22 protein-coding genes and 1 tRNA gene are annotated in these 22,930 nt (G+C 63.1%); 17 read left to right on the top strand and 6 right to left on the bottom strand.

Annotation, left to right across the window (positions count from 1 at the left end):
• Positions 1 to 50: 50 nt before the first annotated feature.
• On the top strand, positions 51 to 695 hold the full coding sequence (locus tag VF673_RS12025) for an MBL fold metallo-hydrolase (RefSeq protein WP_440292122.1): 645 nt from the start codon (positions 51 to 53) through the stop codon (positions 693 to 695).
• 119 nt (positions 696 to 814) lie between these two features.
• A complete protein-coding gene (locus VF673_RS12020; protein ID WP_440292121.1) occupies positions 815 to 1,468 on the top strand; it encodes an OmpA family protein in 654 nt (217 codons plus the stop codon).
• A gap of 163 nt (positions 1,469 to 1,631) precedes the next feature.
• On the opposite strand, the gene VF673_RS12015 is transcribed toward VF673_RS12020, so the two are convergent.
• From VF673_RS12015 to VF673_RS12005, 3 genes are all read right to left on the bottom strand, one after another.
• The gene (locus VF673_RS12015) at positions 1,632 to 2,540 is read right to left on the bottom strand and encodes an acyltransferase (RefSeq protein ID WP_440292120.1); all 909 of its coding nucleotides are present in this window, start codon (positions 2,538 to 2,540) and stop codon (positions 1,632 to 1,634) included.
• Between the two features lie 69 nt (positions 2,541 to 2,609).
• Entirely contained in the window at positions 2,610 to 4,742 is a 2,133-nt protein-coding gene (gene pta, locus VF673_RS12010; protein ID WP_440292119.1) for a phosphate acetyltransferase, read from the bottom strand.
• A gap of 3 nt (positions 4,743 to 4,745) precedes the next feature.
• Positions 4,746 to 5,963: an acetate kinase gene (locus VF673_RS12005; RefSeq protein WP_440292118.1), complete on the bottom strand. Its 1,218-nt coding sequence runs from the start codon at positions 5,961 to 5,963 to the stop codon at positions 4,746 to 4,748.
• A gap of 170 nt (positions 5,964 to 6,133) precedes the next feature.
• On the opposite strand from VF673_RS12005, the gene VF673_RS12000 reads away from it, so the two are divergent.
• Together VF673_RS12000 and VF673_RS11995 are read left to right on the top strand one after the other, a co-directional pair.
• Positions 6,134 to 6,619, top strand: coding sequence for an FKBP-type peptidyl-prolyl cis-trans isomerase (locus VF673_RS12000; RefSeq protein ID WP_440292117.1), 486 nt, complete (start codon positions 6,134 to 6,136; stop codon positions 6,617 to 6,619).
• Positions 6,620 to 6,783: 164 nt separating this feature from the next.
• Positions 6,784 to 7,896, top strand: coding sequence for an NADH:flavin oxidoreductase (locus VF673_RS11995; RefSeq protein ID WP_440292116.1), 1,113 nt, complete (start codon positions 6,784 to 6,786; stop codon positions 7,894 to 7,896).
• 55 nt (positions 7,897 to 7,951) lie between these two features.
• On the opposite strand, the gene cysZ is transcribed toward VF673_RS11995, so the two are convergent.
• Positions 7,952 to 8,701: a sulfate transporter CysZ gene (gene cysZ, locus VF673_RS11990; protein WP_440292115.1), complete on the bottom strand. Its 750-nt coding sequence runs from the start codon at positions 8,699 to 8,701 to the stop codon at positions 7,952 to 7,954.
• Between the two features lie 139 nt (positions 8,702 to 8,840).
• Here cysZ and trxB point away from each other — a divergent pair, with 139 nt between their 5' ends.
• On the top strand, positions 8,841 to 9,788 hold the full coding sequence (gene trxB / locus VF673_RS11985; protein WP_440292114.1) for a thioredoxin-disulfide reductase: 948 nt from the start codon (positions 8,841 to 8,843) through the stop codon (positions 9,786 to 9,788).
• A gap of 117 nt (positions 9,789 to 9,905) precedes the next feature.
• Here the strand turns inward: trxB and VF673_RS11980 are convergent.
• Positions 9,906 to 9,992: transfer RNA gene (locus tag VF673_RS11980), tRNA-Leu, on the bottom strand.
• Between the two features lie 119 nt (positions 9,993 to 10,111).
• Between VF673_RS11980 and queA the strand changes: the two genes are divergently transcribed.
• Genes queA through secF form a run of 5 tightly spaced genes read left to right on the top strand, consistent with a single transcriptional unit; the run spans position 10,112 to position 15,543 of the window.
• The gene (gene queA, locus VF673_RS11975) at positions 10,112 to 11,161 is read left to right on the top strand and encodes a tRNA preQ1(34) S-adenosylmethionine ribosyltransferase-isomerase QueA (protein WP_440292113.1); all 1,050 of its coding nucleotides are present in this window, start codon (positions 10,112 to 10,114) and stop codon (positions 11,159 to 11,161) included.
• 5 nt (positions 11,162 to 11,166) lie between these two features.
• On the top strand, positions 11,167 to 12,285 hold the full coding sequence (gene tgt, locus VF673_RS11970) for a tRNA guanosine(34) transglycosylase Tgt (protein ID WP_440292131.1): 1,119 nt from the start codon (positions 11,167 to 11,169) through the stop codon (positions 12,283 to 12,285).
• A 56-nt stretch (positions 12,286 to 12,341) separates the two neighbouring features.
• Positions 12,342 to 12,683, top strand: a complete 342-nt coding sequence (gene yajC / locus VF673_RS11965) for a preprotein translocase subunit YajC (protein WP_273126989.1) — start codon at positions 12,342 to 12,344, stop codon at positions 12,681 to 12,683.
• Positions 12,684 to 12,738: 55 nt separating this feature from the next.
• Positions 12,739 to 14,619 carry a protein translocase subunit SecD gene (gene secD, locus VF673_RS11960; protein WP_440292112.1) on the top strand — a complete coding sequence of 627 codons (1,881 nt, stop codon included), beginning with the start codon at positions 12,739 to 12,741 and terminating at the stop codon, positions 14,617 to 14,619.
• Positions 14,620 to 14,631: 12 nt separating this feature from the next.
• The gene (gene secF, locus VF673_RS11955; RefSeq protein ID WP_440292111.1) at positions 14,632 to 15,543 is read left to right on the top strand and encodes a protein translocase subunit SecF; all 912 of its coding nucleotides are present in this window, start codon (positions 14,632 to 14,634) and stop codon (positions 15,541 to 15,543) included.
• 185 nt (positions 15,544 to 15,728) lie between these two features.
• Here secF and VF673_RS11950 read toward each other — a convergent pair whose 3' ends face one another.
• Positions 15,729 to 16,544: an inositol monophosphatase family protein gene (locus tag VF673_RS11950; RefSeq protein ID WP_440292110.1), complete on the bottom strand. Its 816-nt coding sequence runs from the start codon at positions 16,542 to 16,544 to the stop codon at positions 15,729 to 15,731.
• 153 nt (positions 16,545 to 16,697) lie between these two features.
• On the opposite strand from VF673_RS11950, the gene trmJ reads away from it, so the two are divergent.
• From trmJ to VF673_RS11915, 7 genes are all read left to right on the top strand, one after another.
• Positions 16,698 to 17,468: a tRNA (cytosine(32)/uridine(32)-2'-O)-methyltransferase TrmJ gene (trmJ, locus tag VF673_RS11945; RefSeq protein WP_440292109.1), complete on the top strand. Its 771-nt coding sequence runs from the start codon at positions 16,698 to 16,700 to the stop codon at positions 17,466 to 17,468.
• Between the two features lies 1 nt (position 17,469).
• A complete protein-coding gene (gene cysE, locus VF673_RS11940) occupies positions 17,470 to 18,294 on the top strand; it encodes a serine O-acetyltransferase (RefSeq protein ID WP_320330387.1) in 825 nt (274 codons plus the stop codon).
• Between the two features lie 9 nt (positions 18,295 to 18,303).
• A complete protein-coding gene (locus VF673_RS11935; RefSeq protein ID WP_440292108.1) occupies positions 18,304 to 19,458 on the top strand; it encodes an IscS subfamily cysteine desulfurase in 1,155 nt (384 codons plus the stop codon).
• Between the two features lie 120 nt (positions 19,459 to 19,578).
• Positions 19,579 to 20,007 (top strand): nucleoside-diphosphate kinase, encoded by a 429-nt coding sequence (ndk, locus tag VF673_RS11930; RefSeq protein WP_090540980.1) that lies wholly within the window; start codon positions 19,579 to 19,581, stop codon positions 20,005 to 20,007.
• A 37-nt stretch (positions 20,008 to 20,044) separates the two neighbouring features.
• Entirely contained in the window at positions 20,045 to 21,190 is a 1,146-nt protein-coding gene (rlmN, locus tag VF673_RS11925) for a 23S rRNA (adenine(2503)-C(2))-methyltransferase RlmN (protein WP_440292107.1), read from the top strand.
• Between the two features lie 23 nt (positions 21,191 to 21,213).
• The gene (gene pilW / locus VF673_RS11920; RefSeq protein WP_440292106.1) at positions 21,214 to 21,975 is read left to right on the top strand and encodes a type IV pilus biogenesis/stability protein PilW; all 762 of its coding nucleotides are present in this window, start codon (positions 21,214 to 21,216) and stop codon (positions 21,973 to 21,975) included.
• Positions 21,972 to 22,922: a RodZ domain-containing protein gene (locus VF673_RS11915; RefSeq protein ID WP_440292105.1), complete on the top strand. Its 951-nt coding sequence runs from the start codon at positions 21,972 to 21,974 to the stop codon at positions 22,920 to 22,922. Before pilW ends, VF673_RS11915 begins: the two co-directional genes overlap by 4 nt.
• Positions 22,923 to 22,930 lie beyond the last annotated feature (8 nt).

Below are 22,930 nucleotides of genomic sequence, written 5' to 3'. Positions count from 1 at the left end.
TGTGTTGATTTGGCATACTCACGCGCATGCAAATAGACGCAAGGACTACCATGGACACTCTCAGCCCCACCCTCATCCGCGAAACCTTCCCGGTCGGCCCGCTGCAGTGCAACTGCACCATCATCGGTGACCCTGTCACCAGAAAGGCCATTGTAGTGGACCCGGGCGGTGATCATCAGCTGATCCTCGATCGGCTGGACCAGCTGGGTCTGAAGGTGGTCAGCATCATCCACACCCATGCCCATCTGGACCACTTCCTGGCGTCGGGCGAAATGAAGAAGGCCACAGGGGCGACCCTGCACCTGCACAAGAATGACCAGTTCCTCTGGGACAACCTGGAGATGCAGTGCCGGATGTTCGGTGTGCCCTACAAACCGGTGCCGGCGCCGGACCAGTGGCTGCAGGACGACGAGGAACTGGCCTGCGGGTGTGGGGTGGCCATGCACACCCCGGGGCACACACCGGGTTCGATGAGCTTCTGGTTCCCCGAAGCCAGGTTGCTGATTGCCGGCGACACCCTGTTCCGCCGGGGCATAGGCCGTACCGACCTGTGGGGCGGTGATTATGCGCAGATCAAGCGTTCGATCCGCCAGCGGCTGTACACCCTGGACGAGGATGCCGTGGTGGTGACCGGGCATGGCCCGGATACCCGCATTGGTGACGAGATCCGCGAGAATCCTTTCATTCGCGGATGAATCAACCATAATGGCAGCAACGGGATAAAATACCGATTCGTGCGGTCCAACCCCTGCCGCAGTGCGTCCCACCTTCCGGACGCTGCGGTGACGATGATTTGTGAATCAAGGAAAAGCGTATGAAGATCAAAGCACTGGTTGCCGCTTCCGCCTGTGTGGCGCTGCTGGCTGGCTGTACCAACAACCCCTATACCGGCGAGCGTCAGGCAGGCAAGGCCGGCGTCTACGGTGGGACCGGCGCCGTGGCCGGCGCGGTAATCGGAGCCGCTACCTCCAGCAAGAAGGACCGCGCCAAGGGAGCCCTGATCGGTGCTGCGGTCGGCGGCGCCGCGGGCGGCGGGTACGGCTACTATGTGGACCGCCAGGAGCAGCGTCTGCGTCAGGAGCTGACCGGTACCGGTGTGCAGGTGGTGCGTAACGGTGACAACCTGCAGCTGGTCATGCCGGGCAACATCACCTTTGCCAGCAGCTCGGCGGATATTTCCAGCAGCTTCTATCCGACCCTGAATTCCCTGGTCAAGGTGTTCAAGGAATTCGACCAGAATGGCATCGACATCGTCGGCCACACCGACAGCACAGGTTCGTTGGAACTGAACATGCGCCTGTCCCAGGACCGCGCTTCCAGCGTGGCCTCCTACCTGACCAACCAGGGCGTATCCGGTGCGCGCATCAGCAGCCGTGGCGTTGGCCCCAGCCAGCCGATCGCCAGCAACAACACTCCCGAAGGTCGCGCGCAGAACCGCCGCGTGGAGATCAACCTGCGTCCGCTGTGATGCCTGGTTGATGTGAGCAACGAGAACGGGGCCTGCGGGCCCCGTTCTTGTTCATGTGGTCCTGCCTGCGGGATGCAGCGCAGCTGCGCACGGCCCATGGGCGACCTTGCCGGCGAGCCTGGGAGGGACGAGCACCAGCTCGTCCAGCGTGATCGCCCTGTAACTACCTTCCCGGCGGATACTCCCGATGCAGCTCTGCCAGCAGGGCATCCTTCTCCTCCCACAGCGAGCTGACCCAGGCCTGGAAGCGGGCGCGGAATTCCGGATCGTTGTCGTAATCCTGGCCGAGAAACTCCGCCGGAATGGTACGGGTCTGGCAGCGCATCACCACCTTGCGGATGCGGCCGCTGAGCAGATCCCAGAAGGTCGGCGCACCGTCAGGGTAGTGGATGGTGATATCCACCAGGGAGCGCAGCTGCTCGCCCATGGCATCCAGCACGAAAGCGATACCGCCGGCTTTGGGTCTGAGCAGGTAGCGATAGGGAGACTGCTGCTCGGCATGCTTCTCGGGTGTCAGGCGGGTGCCTTCGAGAAAGTTGAATACCGCCACCGGGGTCGCTTTGAACTTCTCGCAGGCGCGCTGGGTGGCGAGCCGATCCTGACCGGCCTTTTCCGGGTGTTTGGCCAGGTAGGCCTTGCTGTAGCGCTTCATGAAGGGGAAATCCAGCGCCCACCAGCAGATGCCGATTACCGGCACCCAGATCAGCTCCTGCTTGAGGAAGAACTTGAGCATGGGCATGCGCCGGTTGAGGTTGTGCTGCAGGGCAAGGATGTCGACCCAGCTCTGGTGGTTGCTGGTGACCAGATACCAGCCGTCATGGTCCAGCTGGTCGCGACCCTGGACGACCCACTCGGTACGGCCGGCCAGGCGCATCCAGCCACTGTTGAATGCCATCCAGCTCTCGGCAATGCGGATCATTACCCGGGTCAGAAAACGCTGCCAGGCCGGGATGGGCAGCAGTGCCTTGAGCAGCGAACAGGGCAGCAGCAGGCTGAACCAGAACAGGGTGTTGAGGATCAGCAGCAGCAGCGAAATAACCCCGCGAACGGGTGCAGGCAGGAAGAACAGCATCGTCTGGCAACTCACTTGAGGGCGCGGCGGCCTGGTTGTTGTCACTTTCAGGCCGCCCCCCTGTCACGGTCAGTTCTGGGTATCGGCCTGTATGGCAGTCAGTGCGATTGTAAACACGATGTCGTCCACCAGGGCGCCCCGGGACAGGTCGTTCACCGGCTTGCGCAGGCCCTGCAGCATGGGGCCCACGCTGATCACGTTGGCGCTGCGCTGCACCGCCTTGTAGGTGGTGTTGCCGGTGTTCAGGTCGGGGAAGATGAAGACCGTGGCCTTGCCCGCGACCAGACTGTCCGGTGCCTTCTGCTGGCCGACGCTGGCAATCGCGGCGGCATCATACTGGAGAGGCCCGTCGATCAACAGTCCCGGCTCGCGCTCGCGCGCCAGCTGGGTGGCCTTGCGCACCTTCTCGACATCCTCGCCGGTGCCTGAGCTGCCGGTGGAGTAGCTGATCATCGCCACCCGCGGCGGGATGCCGAAGGCCTCGGCCGAACGCGCACTCTGGATGGCGATTTCCGCCAGCTCCTCGGCATCGGGGTCCGGGTTCACTGCGCAGTCGCCGTACACCAGTACCTGATCGGGCAGCAGCATGAAGAACACCGAGGACACCAGGTTGTATCCCGGCGCGGTCTTGATCAGCTGGAAGGCCGGGCGGATGGTGTTGGCGGTGGTATGGATGGCACCGGATACCAGGCCGTCGACCTCGTCCAGAGCCAGCATCATGGTGCCCAGCACCACGTTGTCCTCCAGCTGCTGCAGCGCCACCGGCGCGGTCAGGCCGCGATCCTTGCGCAGCTCGACCATGGGGGCCACATAACGCTCGCGCACCTCGTCCGGGTCGATGATCTGCAAGCCCTCGGGAAGGGTGATGTGGTGGGCGCGGGCTACCGCTTCCACCGACTCGGGCTTGGCCAGCAGCACGCACTGGGCTATGCCCCGGCGCTGGCAGATGGCCGCGGCCTGCACGGTACGCGGCTCGTCTCCCTCGGGCAGCACGATGCGCTTGCCGGCCTGCTGGGCCCGGGTCACCAGGTCGTAGCGGAAGGCCGGGGGCGACATGCGGCGTTCGGTGGTTTCCCCGCAGCGGCGCTGCAGCCAGGCGTGGTCGATATAGGAAGCGACAAAGTCGGTCACCAGGGTAGTGCGCTCGGTGTCGTCGACAGGGATCTCCCGGTTCATGCGATCGAGCTGGGAGGCGGTGGCAAAGCTGCCGGTTTCCACCAGCACTATCGGCAGACCATTATCCACTGCCGGCTGGCACAGCTGCATGACACGCTCGTCGGGGAGAATGTTGCCGGTCAGCAGCAGGCCCGCCAGGGGCGTGCCGGAGAGTGACGCCAGGCTGCTGGCGATGATGATGTCGTCCCTGTCCCCCGGTACCACCAGCAGGGTGCCCGGACGGAACAGGTGCAGGGTGTTGGGTACGGTGCGGGCACAGAGAATGATGTCGCGCACGCGGCGCTGATGCATCTCGCCGGGATGCAGGATGCGGGCATTGAGCAGGCTGGCCACATCCGAGGTGCGCGGGGCACTGAGTTCACCCTGCCACGGAATGCAGCCGATCAGACGGAAGCCTTCGGTATCCAGCACCCGGGATTCCTGCTTGAGTGCCAGCGCGTAATCCTTGAGGGTGCGCTTGAGCTCGCCGCGGTCGCTGGGCACATCGCCCTCCAGCTCCAGGTCCCGCACCTTATTGATGATCACCCCCAGCACCTTGGGATCGTTCGGCCCGCCGAAGCCCTGGGCATGCAGCTCGATGCGGTGGGCCAGGCTCACCAGATTGTCGTCGTCCGGGGCGCTGACCAGGATCACGTCGGCGTCCAGGCTGGTAGCGATATGCTGGTTGATGCGCGCGGCATAGGCCGCCTGGCGGGTCGGCACCATGCCTTCGACCACCACCACGTCCGCGTCTCTGGCTGCTTCGCGGTAGCGGCTGACAATATCCTCCATGACCTCGTCCAGCTCCCCGTTGCCGAGACGCCGTTCGACCTCATGCAGGTCCAGCGGAGCCGGAGGTTGCAGTCCCATGGTCCGGCTGATCAGCGCGGTGGAGCGCTCCGGCCCGCTGTCGCCGGGGTGCGGCTGGGCAATGGGTTTGAGAAAGTGCACGCGCAGGCCGCTGCGTTCCAGAGCGCGGATCAGCCCCAGGCTGACCGACGTCAGGCCCACACCAAAGCCCGTCGGGGCGAGAAAGAAGGTATGCATGAATCAGACTTCCTGTTCCGCTGACTGGGTGGCGGTGAAATCGAGCAGCGCCAGGCATTCTTCGGCGATCTGCCGCTCCTCGTCAGTAGGTATGACCAGAATGGCGGGCGAATGCTCGGTCTGGATCTGCCGCGCGGGGTTGCCGGGCGGTGTCGCATTGGCGGCGGGGTCGATGGCCAGTCCGAACAGAGCCAGATGGCGCACCGTGAGCTCGCGCACCAGGGGCGAGTTCTCGCCGATGCCGCCGGTGAAGATCAGTCCGTCCAGACGTGGCAGCGCCACGGCCAGCCCGGCCAGTGAGCGGGCCAGACGGTAGCAGAACACATCGATGGCCAGGCTCGCGCCGGCGTGGCCGTCGGCCCGGGCGGCAACCAGGGTACGCATGTCGTTGGACAGGCCGGACAGCCCCAGCAGGCCGCTCTCGCGGTTGAGCATGTTGTCGATGCGTTCCAGATCCCAGCCCAGGTTGCGGGCCAGATGCGAATGCAGGTTGGGGTCCACGTCGCCGCTGCGGGTACCCATTACCAGGCCTTCCAGCGGGGTCAGACCCATGCTGGTATCCAGACTCCTGCCATCGAGCACCGCACAGGTGGAGCAGCCATTGCCCAGGTGCGCGGTCAGCCAGGCGCCATGGCCGGGCTCCATGCCCATCAGCAGGCTGGCCTGACGGGACACATAGCGATGGCTGGTGCCATGAAAGCCATAGCGGCGCACGCTGTGTTCGGTATACAGGTACTCGGGCAGGGCGTAACGGTAGGCGTGGGGCGGCATACTCTGGTGAAAGGCGGTATCGAAGATGGCGATATGCGGAATATCCTCGAATACCCGCATGGCTTCATTGATACCGGTCAACTGCGCCGGATTATGCAGCGGCGCGAGGGTTGAACTGTCCTTGATCGCCTGGATCACCTCATCGTCGATCACGCTGGCGCCGGTGAAATGCTCGCCGCCATGCACGATACGATGGCCGACGGCGGCCAGCGGCTGATGGGCAAAGCGCTTGATCAGCGGCAGCAATTCGGCCATGGCGGCGCGGTGGGTGCCGTCGGCAATGAGCACCTGCTCGCGGATATCACCTGCCTTCCAGTTCAACACCCCCTCGGCCGTGCCCAGCCGCTCGGCCAGACCGCTGAGTACCGGGGTGCGATCGGCTTCGCCGAGCAGTGCGAATTTCAGGGATGAACTGCCACAATTTATGACAAGTACCAGTCGATCGGTCATGGTGCTCCATTACTAAGCTGTTGAGTCGAGGGCTGTTTTGGCGCATCCCGCGCCGCAGCTGGAATTCTCCCGTTATACCCCAGGCGCAGCAGCAGGGGAACCGCCCGTGCGTTTCCGCGCATTTATGCGTAAACTGACAACTTCAAAGCCTCAATTCACAGGATTTTTTTATGCAGATTGCTGCCAACAAAGCCGTATCGATTGACTACACCCTGACCAACGATGCCGGCGAAGTACTGGACACCTCCGCAGGCGGCGAGCCGCTGGTATACCTGCACGGCGCAGGCAACATCATTCCCGGGCTGGAGCGTGAGCTGGATGGCAAGCAGGTCGGCGATGAACTGAAGGTGACCATCGAGCCGGAAGACGCCTACGGCGAATTCTCCGCGGATCTGGTGGCCGTGCTGGGTCGCAACATGTTCGAAGGCGTTGACGAGCTGGAAGTGGGCATGCAGTTCCATGCCTCCGCTCCGGATGGCGGCATGCAGATCGTCACCATCACTGCCCTTGACGGTGATGAGGTCACTGTCGATGGCAACCACCCGCTGGCAGGTCAGCGCCTGACCTTCGAAGTCAAGGTGGCTGCGGTACGTGACGCCACCGAAGACGAAGTCGCCCATGGTCACATCCATGGCGACGGTGGTGTGCACCACTGATAGTGCCCGGAGCCGGCCTGCGGGCCGGCTTTCCCCGCAGTTTCCCCGCCGCATCCGGATGACAGGTATTTCTGTCCCGCCATCATTGACATCAATTCAAGTTAAAAAAGGTCGAACTGACCTTATAGTGGCCCTCCAGTCCAATTTGCAGGAGTGTTTGCCCGATGTCCGCACAAGCCAGTCTGTTGTTCAAGCCAGTGGAGCTGGGCTCCCTGAAGCTGCCCACGCGCCTGGTGATGGCGCCCATGACGCGCAACTTCTCGCCCAAGGGTGTGCCCACTGACCAGGTGGTGGAATACTACCGCCGTCGCGCCGCTGCCGGTGTCGGCCTGATCATCAGCGAAGGCACCACTGTGCCGCACTGCGCCGCCAACGGCTATCCGAACGTGCCGCAGTTCCACGGCGAAGAAGCACTGGCTGGCTGGAAGAAGGTGGTAGACGCCGTGCACGCGGCCGGCGGCAAGTTTGCCCCGCAGCTGTGGCACGTCGGCAACGTGCGTCGTCTGGGCACCGAGCCCGACCCGAGCGTGCCGGGCTTCGGTCCCATGGCCAAGTACAAGGACGACAAGCTGATCGTTCATGGCATGACCCATGAGGATATTCAGGATGTGGTCCGGGCCTTTGCCCAGGCGGCGAAGGATGCCAAGGCAATCGGTTGTGATGCGGTAGAGCTGCACGGCGCCCATGGCTACCTGATCGACCAGTTCTTCTGGGAAGGTACCAACCAGCGTGACGACGAGTACGGTGGCAGCATGGAAAATCGTGGTCGCTTTGCGGTGGAGATCATCCGCGCGGTGCGTGAAGCGGTCGGTCCCGATTTCCCGATCATTTTCCGTTTTTCCCAGTGGAAGCAGCAGGACTACACCGCGCGTCTGGCGCCCACGCCGGAGCTGCTGGAGCAGTTCCTCAAGCCGCTGGCTGAAGCGGGAGTGGACATCTTCCACTGCTCCCAGCGCCGCTACTGGGAGCCGGAGTTCGAGGGGTCTTCCCTGAACCTGGCCGGCTGGACCCGCAAGATTACCGGCAAGCCCTGCATCACCGTCGGCAGCGTGGGCCTGGACAGCGAGTTCCTCGAATACATGGTCAAGACCGACAAGGTCGCCAAGACCGATGCCAACTTCGACGACCTGCTGCAGCGTCTGGAAAAGCAGGAGTTCGATCTGGTCGCCGTGGGCCGGGTGCTGATCTCCGATCCGGAGTGGGCAACCAAGCTGCGTGAAGGCCGGATTGACGAGATCCTGCCCTTCAGCCGTGAGGCACTGAAGGCGCTGAACTGATGTGTTCGACTGCTGTTCCGGTGGCCTGGCCGGAACAGCAGTACGCTTGAACCGGTCAGGCCGCCGTGCGTGGGCCCGGGCCTTCCCGTACCCACAGCAGGGTGGAGCCTGCCACTGCCGACGGCATCACCAGCAGGTTCACCAGCGGAATCAGCATGCCGACGTACACCGGCAGGCCGAAGCCCAGTGACACTCCCCGATGCCCGCGCATCCAGCGCAGCATGTCGATGAATCCCACCTGATCGTTATCCGCCTGGTAGTCGATGTACTGCACCGCCATCATCCATACCCCGAACACCAGCAGCAGGGGTGACGCCACCAGGTTGACCACGGGAATCAGTGTCAACAGCAAAAGCCCGATGAGTCTGGGCAGGTAATAGACGATCTTGCGGCATTCACGGCCCAGGCTGCGGGGCACAACCATGACGATCTCCCGCCAGCCGGTCGGTAGACTGACCAGCCCGCGTTCCTGCTCGGCGACCTTCTCGGCCAGAAAGCCGTAGAAGGGCGAGGCAATCAGGTTGGCCAGCATGCTGAAGCCGAAAAACAGCACCAGCAGTACCACCAGCGCGAACAGTGGCCACAGCAGCCATTCAACGAAGGCGGCCCAGTCGGGCAGGTGGGGCATCAGGCGGTTCATCCAGTAGTTGAACTGGCGTGCGCCCCAGCCTATCAGCGCCAGAAACAGCGTCAGGTTGAGCAGCAGTGGAATAATCAGAAAGCGGCGCAGGCCGGGCTGGCGGATGCGCTGCCAGCCTTCGCGCAGGTAGCCTGAACCACGCAGGGGGGCAATGGCTTGGGTCATCAGTAGTCCTTTGTCAGGGGTAATAGGGATACACTATGCGCCTGATATAGTGACAGCAGTATTCTTCGCCTGCTCAGTGCTCTACCATGCAGGCGGTGAATTGCAATCATACCGCTGCGGCGGTGATCTGGAGGAATCAATGTCTGAAGCACGCCACTCCCGTCTGATCATTCTGGGCTCCGGCCCGGCTGGTTACAGCGCCGCAGTCTACGCCGCACGGGCCAACCTCAAGCCGCTGCTGATCACTGGCATGCAGATGGGTGGTCAGCTGACCACCACCACCGAGGTGGACAACTGGCCGGGCGACGTTGAAGGTCTCCAGGGTCCGGATCTGATGGAGCGCATGCGCAAGCACGCCGAGCGCTTCGAGACCGAGATCGTCTTCGATCACATCAACAAGGTGGATCTGCAGCAGCGGCCCTTCGTGCTGACCGGCGATCAGGGCGAGTACAGCTGCGATGCCCTGATCATCGCCACCGGTGCCTCCGCCCGCTACCTGGGGCTGCCCTCGGAAGAGGCCTTCATGGGCAAGGGTGTGTCGGCCTGCGCAACCTGTGACGGTTTCTTCTACCGCAACCAGGATGTGGCCGTGATCGGTGGCGGTAATACCGCTGTGGAAGAGGCCCTGTACCTGGCCAATATCGCGAAGAAGGTCACCCTGGTGCACCGCCGCGATACCTTCCGCGCCGAGAAGATTCTGGTCGACAAGCTGATGGCCAAGGTTGCCGAGGGCAAGATCGAGCTGAAACTCAACGCCAATCTGGATGAGGTGCTGGGCGATGACAGCGGCGTCACCGGCATGCGTCTGGCATTCAACGACGGCCGCAAGGAAGAAATAGCCCTGGCTGGCGTCTTCATTGCCATCGGTCATACCCCCAACACCGGCCTGTTCGAGGGTCAGCTGGAGATGAAGGACGGCTATCTGAAGATCAACAGCGGCACCGAAGGTAACGCCACCGCGACCAATATCCCGGGCGTGTTCGCCGCCGGTGACGTGGCAGATCACGTCTATCGTCAGGCCATTACCTCGGCTGGCGCCGGCTGCATGGCGGCGCTGGATGCGGAGAAGTATCTGGATCAGCAGTAAGGCCTGTTTCCTCCTCTGCCTTCAGGGCAGGGGAGGGCAGTAATCGCCCACAAAAAAACCGGCTCCAGGCCGGTTTTTCATGCTTGTCCGAGCAGTTGAGGACCATTCCCTGGGAAATGGTGCCCCGGGGGAGAATCGAACTCCCACTCTGTCACCAGAAGCGGATTTTGAATCCGCCGCGTCTACCAATTCCGCCACCGAGGCGCAGGACAAGCGCGCGGAGTATACGGAGGCTTTGCCGCGCCGGTCAATGGTTTTCATGGCCGGGAGGGCGGTTTTCCGCTACCATTAGCGCCCTTTTCTGCAATGCCGGTATGCCTTTCATGCGCGTCAGCGATTTCCATTTCGACCTGCCTGACAGCCTCATCGCCCGTCATCCGCTGGCCGAGCGCCGCGCCAGTCGGCTGCTGTGTCTCGATGGCCCCAGCGGTGCACTGGAGCACCGGCGGTTCGGCGAGCTGCTGGAATACCTGCGGCCGGGCGACCTGATGGTATTCAACAATACCCGGGTCATACCGGCGCGCCTGTTCGGGCGCAAGGAAACCGGTGGGCAGCTGGAAATCCTGGTCGAACGGGTGCTGGACGAGCACCGGGTACTGGCCCATGTACGGGCCAGCAAGTCGCCCAAGCCGGGCAGTCGCATCCTGCTCGAGGATGACAGCCAGGTCAGCATGCTGGCGCGCCACGATGCCCTGTTCGAGCTGGGCTTTGCAGAGCCGGTTCTGCCGCTGCTTGACCGCATCGGCCATATGCCGCTGCCACCCTACATCGATCGGCCGGATGAGAGTGCCGACCGGGAAAGGTATCAGACGGTCTACGCGCAGCGTGCCGGTGCGGTGGCGGCGCCCACGGCGGGGCTGCATTTCGACAGCGAGCTGCTGGCGGCGATCCGCGACCTCGGCGTGGAAACGGCCGAAGTCACCCTGCACGTGGGTGCCGGTACCTTCCAGCCGGTAAGAGTGGAGCGGATCGAGGACCACCACATGCACAGCGAGTGGCTGGAGGTCGGGCCGGACGTGGTGGCGGCAGTGCAGGCCTGCAAGGCCCGGGGCGGGCGCGTCATCGCGGTGGGTACCACCAGCGTGCGCTCGCTGGAAACCGCCGCCCGGGACGGGGAGCTGCGTCCCTTCAGCGGCGATACCGACATCTTCCTCTATCCAGGACGCCCCTTCCATGTGGTCGATGCGCTGGTCACCAACTTCCACCTGCCGGAATCGACCCTGCTGATGCTGGTATCGGCCTTTGCCGGCTACCGCGAAACCATGGCTGCCTACCGTGCAGCGGTGGACAACGAGTACCGCTTCTTCAGTTACGGTGATGCGATGTTCATCACCCGCAATCCGGATGCCCGTGGGCCCGAGGATGAACAATGAGTCATATGCAGTTTGAAGTGTTCGCCACCGACGGCAAGGCCCGTCGCGGGCGCCTGACCTTTCCCCGCGGTGTGGTGGAAACCCCTGCCTTCATGCCGGTGGGTACCTACGGCACGGTCAAGGGCATGCTGCCCCGGGATATCAAGGATATAGGCGCGCAGATCATTCTGGGCAATACCTTCCACCTGTGGCTGCGCCCGGGCACCGAGGTCATCCGCAAGCATGGCGACCTGCACGACTTCATGCAGTGGCAGGGACCGATCCTCACCGACTCCGGTGGCTTCCAGGTATTCAGCCTGGGCGCCATGCGCAAGATCAGGGAGGAGGGTGTGTACTTCTCCTCTCCGGTGGATGGTGCCAAGGTGTTCATGGGGCCCGAGGAGTCCATGCAGGTGCAACGTGAGCTGGGGTCGGACATCGTGATGATCTTCGACGAGTGCACCCCGTACCCCGCCGACCACGACACCGCGCGCCGTTCCATGGAACTGTCGCTGCGCTGGGCGCAGCGCTCGAAGAATGCCCACGAGGGCAACCCCTCGGCCCTGTTCGGCATCGTCCAGGGCGGCATGCACGAGGACCTGCGTGCCCGTTCGCTGGACGGGCTGTGCGAGATCGGCTTCGATGGCCTGGCCATCGGCGGTCTGTCCGTTGGCGAGCCGAAGGAGGACATGATCCGTATTCTGGACTTCCTGCCGCCGCTGATGCCGCCGGAAAAACCCCGTTACCTGATGGGCGTGGGCAAACCGGAGGATCTGGTCGAGGGCGTGCGTCGGGGCGTCGACATGTTCGATTGCGTGATGCCGACCCGCAATGCCCGGAATGGGCATTTGTTCACCGATACCGGCGTGGTAAAAATCCGCAACGCGGTGCACCGCCACGACGACTCGCCGCTGGATCCGGCCTGCGATTGCTATACCTGCCGGCATTTCACCCGGTCCTACCTGCACCATCTGGACAAGTGCGGGGAGATGCTCGGCAGCATGCTCAACACCATCCACAACCTGAGACATTATCAGCGGTTGATGGACGGTTTGCGCGGTGCCATTCAACAGGGTACATTGACCGACTTTGTGGATAACTTCTACGCCAGACTCGGCCGGCTGGTCCCACCGCTTGAGACTTGAACAGCGGCCAGGAAGCCCCATTATCTTCTTGCGATTACATAAAACAGGAGTGTTACATGAGTTTCTTCATCTCCAGCGCCATGGCCCAGACTGCAGAAGGTGCGGGTGCACCGCCGGCAGGCTTTGATGCCATGAGTCTGATCTTCCTGGTGGGCTTCGTGGTCATCTTCTATCTGATGATCTGGCGTCCCCAGGCCAAACGTGCCAAGGAACACAAGAATCTGCTCAACAGCCTGAGCACCGGCGACGAAGTGGTCACCAACGGCGGTATCCTTGGCAAGGTGAAGAAGGTCACCGACGAGTTCATCGTGCTGGAAGTGAGCGAGGGGCAGGAACTGAAGTTCCAGAAGGGAGCCGTGGTTGCGGCGCTGCCCAAGGGCACCCTGAAAGCCATCTGATTTCTTAGACAGTTACCCGGGCGCATGATGCGCCCGGTTCGTATCGGGCCCCGACATGCTCAACCGTTATCCGCTGTGGAAATACCTGCTCATCGTGGCTGTGCTGCTGCTCGGCCTCGTATATGCCACCCCCAACCTCTACCCCGACGATCCGGCTATCCAGATTTCCGGCATCAGCTCAACCCAGACCATCGAACGCGGCGATCTCGAACGCATCGAGCGTGCCCTCAACGAGGCCGGTATCCAGACCAAGGGCATCGAGCTGAGCGACAATGCCGGCTCCGGACTGGTGCGCCTGGTCGAGCTGGATGATCAGCTGCCTGCCCAGGACATAGTGCGTCGGACGCTGGGCAACAATTTCGTGGTGGCCCAGAACCTGGCCCCGACCACACCCCAGTGGCTGATGAATATCGGTGCAGGCCCCATGAAGCTGGGCCTGGATCTGGCCGGTGGTGTGCACTTCCTGCTGGAAGTGGACATGGACAAGGCCATCGAAGCGCGCATGAACGTCTATGACAGCGAGCTGCGCAGCCTCTTCCGGAGCGAGCGGGTGCGCTATCGCAGTCTGCCCAAGCAGGGCAATGTCCTGCAGTTCGGCTTCACCGAAAGTGACCAGCTCAGCGCCGCCCAGCGGGTCATCAACAGCAAGTACAACGAATTCCAGATCACCACCACCCGCCGTGACAACATGGATGTGCTGCGTCTGGCGCTGACCGATGCCAAGCAGAGCGAAATCCGCAACTATGCGGTGAGCCAGAACCTGACCACGGTGCGCAACCGGGTCAACGAACTGGGTGTCGCCGAGCCGCTGGTTCAGCGCCAGGGCGCCAACCGCATCATCGTCGAGCTGCCTGGCGTGCAGGACACCGCCGAAGCCAAGCGTATCCTGGGCAAGACCGCCAACCTCGAGTTCCGCCTGGCCGCCGAGCCCAATGCGCCCCGTGCTACCGTCGAGACCTTCGAGTTCCGTGATGGCATGGGTCGTCCGCCGGCCGACGTCGAGCGCAGCATCATCCTCACCGGTGATCAGGTCACCGATGCCCAGTCCAACTTCGACGAGAACGGCCAGCCCCAGGTGAACATCCGTTTGGACGGCCACGGTGGCGAGCTGATGTCCCGTGCCACCCGCAACAACGTGGGCCGTGGCATGGCGGTGCTCTTCATCGAGCAGCGCGAAGTGCCCCGTACCGTGATGCAGGAAGTGGATGGGGTGATGCAGGAGGTGACGGTACCGAGCTTCGTTGAGGAGAAGTCCATCATCAGCCTGGCCACCATCCAGAGCACCCTGGGCAACCAGTTCCGCATCACCGGTCTGGGTTCTCCCGCCGAAGCCTCCGAGCTGGCGCTGCTGCTGCGCGCCGGTGGTCTGGCGGCGCCCATGCACTTTGCCGAGGAACGCACCATCGGGCCGAGCCTGGGGGCCGAGAACATCGCCAACGGCATTGCGGCGACCCAGCTCGGTTTTGTCCTCGCCATGCTGTTCATGGTGGTGGTCTACCGCGGCTTCGGTGTGCTGGCCAGTATCGCCCTGAGCTTCAACCTGGTACTGCTGCTGGCGCTGATGTCGCTGCTGGGCGCTACCCTGACCCTGCCGGGCATTGCCGGTATCGTGCTGACCCTGGGTATGGCCATTGACGCCAACGTGCTGATCTTTGCGCGGATACGCGAAGAGCTGAAAGCCGGCACTTCGGCGCAACGGGCCATCCACGAGGGCTTCGACAAGGCATTCTCCGCCATTCTCGACAGTAACCTGACCACGTTGCTGGTCGGCGCCATTCTCTTTGCCATGGCCTCCGGCCCGATCAAGGGCTTCGCTGTCACCCTGTCACTGGGTATTGTCACCTCGCTGTTCAGTGCCATTCTGGTGACCCGAGCGCTGATCAACCTGTTGCTGGGTGGTCGCACCGGTAAAACGCTCAGCAAGATCTGGCTGTGAGGAGCCCAACAGATGCTTAACAACACCATCAACTTCATGCGCTGGCGCAAGCCGTTCTACGTCATCGCACTGGTATTCTGTCTGGCCTCCATCGCCAGCCTGGTCGTCAAGGGGCTGAACTTCAGTCTGGACTTCACCGGGGGTGCTCAGGTCGAGCTGAGCTACAGCGAGCCGGTAGATCTGGCGGCTGTGCGCCAGACGCTGCAGGCGGCCGGACTTGGCGATGCCATAGTGCAGAACTTCGGTTCCACATCGGACGTCATGATCCGTCTGGCCAGTGATGACCCCAACGTGGGCAGCCGGATTGCCCAGCTGATCCGCGCCGACAACGCCGCCCAGGAAGTCACCGTCAAGCGGGTGGAGTTCATCGGCCCGCAGGTCGGTGAGGAACTGCGTGACCAGGGCGGTATCGGTCTGCTGCTGGCCCTTGGCGGCATCCTGCTGTACGTGGCCATGCGCTTCCAGTTCAAGTTCTCCACCGCTGCGGTGGTGGCGCTGCTGCACGACGCCATCTTCACCCTGGGTATCCTGTCGTTCTTCAACATTCCCTTCGACCTGACGGTGCTGGCTGCGCTGCTGGCCGGCGTGGGCTACTCGCTGAACGACACCATCGTGGTGTTCGACCGGGTGCGCGAGAACATGCGGCTGATGCGCAACGCCGATCTGGCCGAGGTGATCAACGTCTCCACTACCCAGACCCTGGCCCGTACCCTGGCAACCTCGGCTTCCACTATCGTGGTACTGCTGTCGCTGCTGTTGGTCGGCGGCGAGTCGCTGTACGGCTTCGCCCTGACGCTGATCGTCGGTGTGGTCATTGGTACCTACTCGTCCATCTACGTCGCCAACGGGCTGCTGATCAGCCAGAATCTGACCCGTGAGGATCTGATTCCCAAGCAGCTGGAAGAGGTCGACGACCGCCCCTGAGGGCAGCACGTCGAGCTGAGGCCAGAAAGCAAAAACCCCGGACAGCGCTGCTGTACCGGGGTTTTTGCTTCTTGTCACACTTGCGGCTTGCGGCTTGCGGCTTGCGGCTTGCGGCTTGCGGCTTACCGCTTACCGCTTACCGCTTGAAGCTTGCCTCCGCCTCCGCCTCCGCCTCCGCCTCCGCCTCAGCGCTTCATAGCCGGTGTCAGGTGCGGCTGGATGGCGGTCAGCACGGCCTTGAAGCACTTCGGATTGCCGGCCACGACCTGGCCCTTTTCCAGGAACTGGTGGCCACCGGTGAAGTCGCTGATCAGGCCGCCCGCTTCCTGAATGAGCAGGCCTCCGGCGGCCATGTCCCATTCGGCGAGTCCGAACTCCCAGAAGGCGTCATAGCGGCCGGCGGCGACGTAGGCCAGATCCAGGCTGGCGGCGCCGCAGCGGCGGATGCCGGCAGTCTGGCCGACCAGGCTGCGGAACATGCCAAGATAGTTGTCCAGGTCGGCAATCTGGTCCTGCTTGAACGGGAAACCGGTACCCAGCAGAGCGCCGTCCAGGCTCTTGCGGTTACTTACCCGCAGACGCTTGCCGTTGAGCGCGGCACCCCGGCCACGGCTGGCGGTGAATTCTTCCTGGCGGACCGGGTCGAGAATGACCGCGTGCTCGATGCGACCCTTGATGCGACAGGCGATACTCACGGCAAAGTGCGGTACGCCGCGCAGGAAGTTGGTGGTGCCATCCAGCGGGTCGATGATCCAGACGATATCCGCGCCTTCACCCTGGCCGGGCTGGAAGCCGGATTCTTCGGCGTGAAAGCCGTGATCGGGGTAGGTCTTGCGCAGATGGTTGATGATGGTCTGTTCTGCAGCCCGGTCGATTTCGCTGACGTAGTCGTTCGCTTCCTTCTCGTTGACGGTCAGGATGTCCAGCCTCTCCATGGAGCGGTAGATCAATTCTCCGGCGCTGCGGGCGGCGCGCAGGGCGATATTCAACATGGGCTGCATAGGGGGTATCTCTGGTAGGGTACGAAAAGCCGGAAATTATAGCAGAGTCGCCGTCCCAGTTGCACAAATGCATCATAGTCAGTGATCGCCAGATTTTAGTAAGATGCCTGCCTTTCCTTATCTCTTTGCCTCGCTGCAGCTCTGGAGTGTCCCTTGTTTGATGATATTCGCGTGGTTCTGGTAAACACCAGCCATCCCGGCAACATTGGTGGCGCTGCCAGGGCGATGAAAAACATGGGGTTGAGCCAGCTGGTGCTGGTCGACCCCGAGCGCTTCCCTGACCCTGAAGCCAGCTCCCGCGCCTCGGGTGCCGACGACATTCTGGCCAATGCCCGGGTGGTCGCGACGCTGGAGGAGGCGCTGGCCGATTGCCTGCTGGTTCTGGGCACCAGTGCCCGGGATCGCCGCATCCCCTGGCCGGTGGTGGATCCGCGGGAGGCGGCGGACAAGGTGCTGGATCAGCTGGAGTCGCCGGCCGGCGGCCCGGTCGCGCTGGTATTCGGTCGCGAGCACTCCGGGCTTACCAGTGAGGAGCTGCAGCGTTGCCGCTACCATGTGCATATCCCGTCCGACTCCGACTTCAGTTCGCTGAATCTGGCGGCGGCGGTGCAGGTGCTGAGCTACGAGCTGCGCATGCAGAGTCTCGGGCGCCAGGGGCTGTCGACCACCTTTGCCAAGCCGGCGGCCGAGGAGGAACCCCCGGTAACCGCCGAACAGATGGAGCTGTTCTACCAGCATCTGGAGCAGGTGATGGTGGAGATCGGCTTCCTTGATCCCCAGCAGCCGAAGAAGCTGATGTCGCGTCTGCGCCGGCTCTACGAGCGCGGCCAGCCCAATCAGGTGGAGATGAACATCCTGCGGGGCATACTGACAGAAACCCAGAAGGCCATCGGCGTCAAGGCGGCCGGTGCGCGGAGAGGCTGATATGTTCGAAAATGTGAAGGAAGATATTGCCAGCGTATTCCATCGGGATCCTGCGGCGCGCAGTCGCTGGGAAGTGCTGCTCTGCTATCCCGGACTGCACGCAGTATGGCTGCACCGCATCGCCCACTGGCTGTGGCTGCGCGATGCGCGCCTGCTGGCACGCATGGTATCCAACCTGGGTCGCTGGCTGACGGGAATCGAGATCCATCCCGGCGCCCGGGTCGGTCGCCGCTTCTTCATCGACCATGGCATGGGTGTGGTGATCGGCGAGACGGCCGAAATAGGCGATGACGTCACTCTCTATCAGGGCGTTACCCTGGGTGGTACCAGCTGGAACAAGGGCAAGCGCCATCCGACCCTGGAGGACGGAGTGGTGGTCGGCGCCGGAGCCAAGGTGCTCGGACCCTTTACCGTAGGCAAGGGCGCCAAGGTGGGCTCCAATGCCGTGGTGACCAAGGCCGTGCCGGCGGGGGCGACGGTGGTAGGTATCCCGGGGCGCATCATCGTCCGCGACGAGAGTGGGGCCGACGAGCAGGATCCGATCCACAGTCAGCGCCAGGCCATGGCGGAGAAGATCGGCTTCGACGCTTATGGCGTCACGCGGGACATGCCGGACCCGGTGGCCCGTGCCATCGGCCAGATGCTGGATCACATGCACGCGGTCGACAGCCGCATCGAGGGCATGTGCAAGGCGCTGAACGACCTGGGCAGCGATTATTGCGCCCGGGATCTGCCCAAACTGGATAGTGAACAATTTGAAGCGCTGATCGAGGAACCGCAGCAGCCTGCGCCGGAGCAGGGTGACGAAGCGGCCGGTCGGCCCTGAGGAGTGATGATGAAACTGCCCGTCTACCTGGACTATGCCGCGACCACCCCGGTTGATCCGCGGGTGGCGCAGAAGATGTGCGGCTGCCTGACCATGGATGGCATCTTCGCCAATCCTGCGTCCCGCTCACACCAGTATGGCTGGCAGGCGGAGGAGGCGGTCGAACTGGCGCGCCGCCAGGTGGCCGATCTGGTCGGGGCCGATCCCCGGGAGATCGTCTGGACCTCCGGGGCGACCGAGTCCGACAACCTTGCCATCAAGGGCGCAGCCCATGCCCGGGCCGAACGCGGACGGCATATCGTCACCTCCATGATCGAGCACAAGGCGGTAATAGACCCCTGCCATCAGCTGGAGCGCGAGGGTTTTGAAGTCACCTGGCTCACGCCGGGACCGGACGGGCTGATTACCCCGCAGCAGCTGGCCGAAGCGCTGCGCGAGGACACCATCCTGGTGTCGCTCATGCACGTCAACAACGAGATCGGCGTGATCAACGATATCGCGGCCCTGGGCGCGGTGGCGCGGGAGCGGGGCATTCTGTTTCATGTGGATGCGGCCCAGTCCACCGGCAAGCTGCCGATCAATCTCAAGCAGCTGCCGGTGGATCTGATGTCCTTCAGCGCCCACAAGAGCTACGGACCCAAGGGGGTCGGCGCGCTCTACGTGCGGCGCGCTCCGGATGTGCGTATCGAGGCGCAGATTCACGGTGGCGGGCACGAGCGGGGCATGCGCTCGGGAACCCTGGCTACCCATCAGCTGGTGGGGATGGGCGAGGCCTTTGCCCTGGCCGGGGCAGAGATGAAGGCCGAGACCCAGCGCATCGCCGGGCTGCACCGGCAACTGCTGGACGGGCTCAGTGGTCTCGAGGGTGTCTCGCTGAACGGGTCGGCGGAACATCGGGTCCCACACAACCTGAACCTGGCCTTTGACGGGGTGGATGGCGAGCTGCTGCTGCTGGCCCTGCGCGACCTGGCGCTGTCCACCGGGTCGGCCTGTACCTCTGCCTCGGTAGAGCCGTCCTATGTGCTGCGGGGCATAGGTCTGCCCGATGCACTGGCGCACAGCTCCATCCGCCTGTCACTCGGGCGTTTCACCACCGCCGAGGAGGTGCAGCATGCCGCCGAGGTGCTGTGCACGGCGGTGGAACGGCTGCGCCAGAGCCGGTAAGACCGCGTAGCAAACTCGATGGCCGGGCCTGTTACGCATTTGGGGTCAACCTGCGTATAATCTGCGGGTTAACAATTCCTGTTATCTGTCCATCCATTTTTTCAAACTCTGGAGAGTTTCATGGCCGTAGAACGCACCCTGTCCATCATCAAGCCCGACGCCGTTGCCAAGAACGTGATCGGCCAGATCCTGACCCGTTTCGAGCAGGCCGGTCTGCGCATCGTCGCTGCCAAGATGGTTCAACTGTCCCAGGCCGACGCCGAAGGCTTCTACGCCGAGCACAAGGAACGCCCCTTCTTCAAGGATCTGGTCAGCTTCATGACTTCCGGTCCGGTTGTGGTCCAGGTTCTGGAAGGTGAAGGTGCCGTACTGAAGAACCGCGAGCTGATGGGCGCCACCAACCCCAAGGAAGCCGCTGCCGGTACCATCCGTGCCGACTTCGCCGAGTCCATCGACGCCAACGCCGTCCACGGTTCCGACTCCACCACTTCGGCTGCCCGTGAAATCGGCTACTTCTTCGCCGAAACCGAGCTGTGCCCCCGCGCCTGAGGCCCGGCCACAGACACCAGATGAGTGATGTATCGCAATGACTGATACTGCAAAGGTAAATCTGCTCGGCCTGACCCAGGCCAAGCTGGAAGCGTTCTTCGAGGAGCTCGGAGAAAAGCGTTTCCGTGCCGGACAGGTCATGAAGTGGATACATCACTTCGGTGTCGACAACTTCGACGACATGACCAATCTCGGCAAGGCCCTGAGGGAAAAGCTCAAGGCCCGCGCCGAGATTCGCGGTCCCGAGGTGGTCAGTGAGGACATTTCCAAGGACGGCACCCGCAAGTGGGTGGTGCGTGTCGCGTCCGGCAGCTGCGTGGAAACCGTGTACATTCCGCAGAACGGGCGGGGCACCCTCTGTGTATCCTCCCAGGCCGGCTGCGCGCTGGACTGCAGTTTCTGCTCCACCGGCAAGCAGGGCTTCAACAGCGACCTGACCGCCGCCGAGATCATCGGCCAGGTGTGGATCGCCAACAAGTCCTTCGGCACCGTACCGGCCAAGATCGACCGGGCGATCACCAACGTAGTGATGATGGGCATGGGCGAGCCCCTGCTCAACTTCGACAACGTGGTCGATGCCATGACGCTGATGATGGACGATCTGGGCTATGGCATTTCCAAGCGCAAGGTGACGCTCTCGACCTCGGGTGTGGTCCCGATGATCGAGAAGCTGGGTGAGGTGACCGACGTGGCCCTGGCCCTGTCGCTGCACGCGCCCAACGACGAGCTGCGCAATCAGCTGGTGCCGCTGAACAAGAAATACCCGCTCGCCGTGCTGCTGCCGGCGTGCAACAGATACATCGCCGGGCTGGGCGAAAAGCGCTACCTGACCATCGAGTACACCCTGCTCAAGGATGTGAACGACCAGCCGGAACATGCACAGCAGCTGATCGAGCTGCTGCGCGAAACACCCTGCAAGATCAACCTGATACCCTTCAATCCCTTCCCCTATTCCGGGTACGAGCGGCCAAGCAACAATGCCATCCGCCGCTTCCAGGACATGCTGCATAACGCCGGCTACAACGTGACCGTGCGTACCACCCGGGGGGATGATATCGATGCAGCCTGCGGACAGCTGGTCGGCCAGGTTATGGACAGAACCCGGCGCAGTGAACGCTACATCGCAGTACGCCAGCTTGCTGACGAGCAGCCTGGGGTGGTGCAGCCGACAAGTCGCAATTGACATCCAATCGAGGAACGAGCGTGATGAGAAAGCATTTTGTCGCCATCGGACTACTCAGCCTGTTGCTGGTCGGCTGTGTGACCACCACCGACCAGCCGCGTCGTCAGGCTGATCCTGTTGAAGCAAGGGATGCCTATATTCAGCTGGGTCTGGGCTATCTGCAGAAGGGCGAAACCGAACGGGCCAAGGCGCCCCTGCGCGAGGCCCTGAAACTGGACTCCCGCTCCGAGGCGGCTCATGTCGCGCTGGCCCTGGTCTTCCAGCAGGAAGGGGAGGTCAAGTCCGCCGAGCAGCATTTCCGCTCCGCTCTGGGCGTCGCCCCGAACAATGCGCGGATCCTGAACAACTACGGCGCCTTCCTCCTGGAACAGCAGCGTTACAGCGAGGCGCTGACCTATTTTACCAAGGCGTCGGAAGACACCTTCTATGGCGAGCGCTCTCGGGTGTTCGAGAACCTGGGTCTGACCTATCAGAAACTGGACCGGCCGGAGGAGGCGCGCGCGAGCTTCGAGCGGGCCCTGCGCCTGAACAGCCGTCAGCCCCTGGCCCTGCTCGAGATGGCTCGCATCGAATTCGAGAGCGAGAACTACGTGCCTGCCTGGAATTACTACCTTAGCTTCACCCAGTTGTCGGCGCAGAATGCCTCCAGCCTGTGGCTGGGCGTGCAGCTGGCCCGGCGCTTCAATGATCACAATCGTGCGGCCAGCTACGCGCTTCAGCTGCGGCGCCTGTACCCGGCAACGCCGGAAGCGCGGGCGCTGGCCGAGTCGGAGTCTGCCCGATGACTGTGGAAGAACTGGAAAACGCACAGATCAGCAACCCGGGTGAATTGCTGCGCCGCGAGCGTGAGCGTGTCGGTTTCAGTACCGAAGAGGTCGCCGCCCACCTGCACCTGTCGAAAACCACCCTCGGCTATCTGGAAGCAGGCCGCTTCGACCGCCTGCCCGGTGATACCTTCACCCGGGGTTACATCCGCACCTACGCGCGGCTGCTGAAACTCGATCCCGGCACTCTGGCCAGGCACTACGATCGCTATACCGGCAGTGAAGGCCGGGATACCCGGGTTACCAGTATCGGCAGCATAGAAGCGCCGCGGCGCATCGGCCGGGTGATCATGGGGATCAGTACTCTGGTGATTGTCGCCGGCATGCTGGCGCTGGGTCTGTGGTGGTGGAACGACAGCCGCCAGGCGCCGCTGCCCCCGGACTCGAACACGGTGCAGGACCTGCTCGAAGATGTGCAGGTAGACTCCATGGTGCTGCCGGAGAGCTTCCGGGAGCAGGGTGACAATGAAGCTGACGACAGCAGCCAGCTGCTGTCCGAGGATGCTGCGGCGCAGATCACCGAGCAGGAGCAGGCCGGGGACGAGCCGGCCGCCGAACCGGTGGCCGAAGCCGCCCCAGCCGGCGTGCCGGCCGAACCCGTCACCGCTGAGCCTGAGACCTCCGCTGCTGTCACCCAGCCGGCGGAGCAATCGCCCGCAGCATCGGGCAACGGCCTGGTCATCACTTTCTCGGCCAACTGCTGGGTCCAGGTCAGCGTCCCCGGCGGCCGCATCCTGCACAGCGGGCAGATGGGTCCCGGGCAGACTCTCAACATCGATCAGTCCGGTCCGCTGGATCTGGTCATAGGCGCAGCGGATGCGGTATCGACCATTGACTACAAGGGCCAGCCGGTGCAGCTCAATGCCAACCGTCAATCGGGTGTGGCACGCCTGCGCCTGGGCCAGTAAGAGGTATA

Origin of the sequence: Halopseudomonas sp. Lyrl_26, from assembly GCF_051948695.1 — a bacterium.
Lineage (GTDB): Bacteria > Pseudomonadota > Gammaproteobacteria > Pseudomonadales > Pseudomonadaceae > Halopseudomonas > Halopseudomonas formosensis.
This window is presented reverse-complemented; position numbering and strand designations above follow the sequence as displayed.

Coding starts and splice junctions, on each gene's coding strand:
- VF673_RS12025 (WP_440292122.1), top strand. CDS start 51: ATGGACACTCTCAGCCCCACCCTCATCCGCGAAACCTTCCCGGTCGGC.
- VF673_RS12020 (WP_440292121.1), top strand. CDS start 815: ATGAAGATCAAAGCACTGGTTGCCGCTTCCGCCTGTGTGGCGCTGCTG.
- VF673_RS12015 (WP_440292120.1), bottom strand. CDS start 2,540: ATGCTGTTCTTCCTGCCTGCACCCGTTCGCGGGGTTATTTCGCTGCTG.
- pta (WP_440292119.1), bottom strand. CDS start 4,742: ATGCATACCTTCTTTCTCGCCCCGACGGGCTTTGGTGTGGGCCTGACG.
- VF673_RS12005 (WP_440292118.1), bottom strand. CDS start 5,963: ATGACCGATCGACTGGTACTTGTCATAAATTGTGGCAGTTCATCCCTG.
- VF673_RS12000 (WP_440292117.1), top strand. CDS start 6,134: ATGCAGATTGCTGCCAACAAAGCCGTATCGATTGACTACACCCTGACC.
- VF673_RS11995 (WP_440292116.1), top strand. CDS start 6,784: ATGTCCGCACAAGCCAGTCTGTTGTTCAAGCCAGTGGAGCTGGGCTCC.
- cysZ (WP_440292115.1), bottom strand. CDS start 8,701: ATGACCCAAGCCATTGCCCCCCTGCGTGGTTCAGGCTACCTGCGCGAA.
- trxB (WP_440292114.1), top strand. CDS start 8,841: ATGTCTGAAGCACGCCACTCCCGTCTGATCATTCTGGGCTCCGGCCCG.
- queA (WP_440292113.1), top strand. CDS start 10,112: ATGCGCGTCAGCGATTTCCATTTCGACCTGCCTGACAGCCTCATCGCC.
- tgt (WP_440292131.1), top strand. CDS start 11,167: ATGCAGTTTGAAGTGTTCGCCACCGACGGCAAGGCCCGTCGCGGGCGC.
- yajC (WP_273126989.1), top strand. CDS start 12,342: ATGAGTTTCTTCATCTCCAGCGCCATGGCCCAGACTGCAGAAGGTGCG.
- secD (WP_440292112.1), top strand. CDS start 12,739: ATGCTCAACCGTTATCCGCTGTGGAAATACCTGCTCATCGTGGCTGTG.
- secF (WP_440292111.1), top strand. CDS start 14,632: ATGCTTAACAACACCATCAACTTCATGCGCTGGCGCAAGCCGTTCTAC.
- VF673_RS11950 (WP_440292110.1), bottom strand. CDS start 16,544: ATGCAGCCCATGTTGAATATCGCCCTGCGCGCCGCCCGCAGCGCCGGA.
- cysE (WP_320330387.1), top strand. CDS start 17,470: ATGTTCGAAAATGTGAAGGAAGATATTGCCAGCGTATTCCATCGGGAT.
- VF673_RS11935 (WP_440292108.1), top strand. CDS start 18,304: ATGAAACTGCCCGTCTACCTGGACTATGCCGCGACCACCCCGGTTGAT.
- ndk (WP_090540980.1), top strand. CDS start 19,579: ATGGCCGTAGAACGCACCCTGTCCATCATCAAGCCCGACGCCGTTGCC.
- rlmN (WP_440292107.1), top strand. CDS start 20,045: ATGACTGATACTGCAAAGGTAAATCTGCTCGGCCTGACCCAGGCCAAG.
- pilW (WP_440292106.1), top strand. CDS start 21,214: ATGAGAAAGCATTTTGTCGCCATCGGACTACTCAGCCTGTTGCTGGTC.
- VF673_RS11915 (WP_440292105.1), top strand. CDS start 21,972: ATGACTGTGGAAGAACTGGAAAACGCACAGATCAGCAACCCGGGTGAA.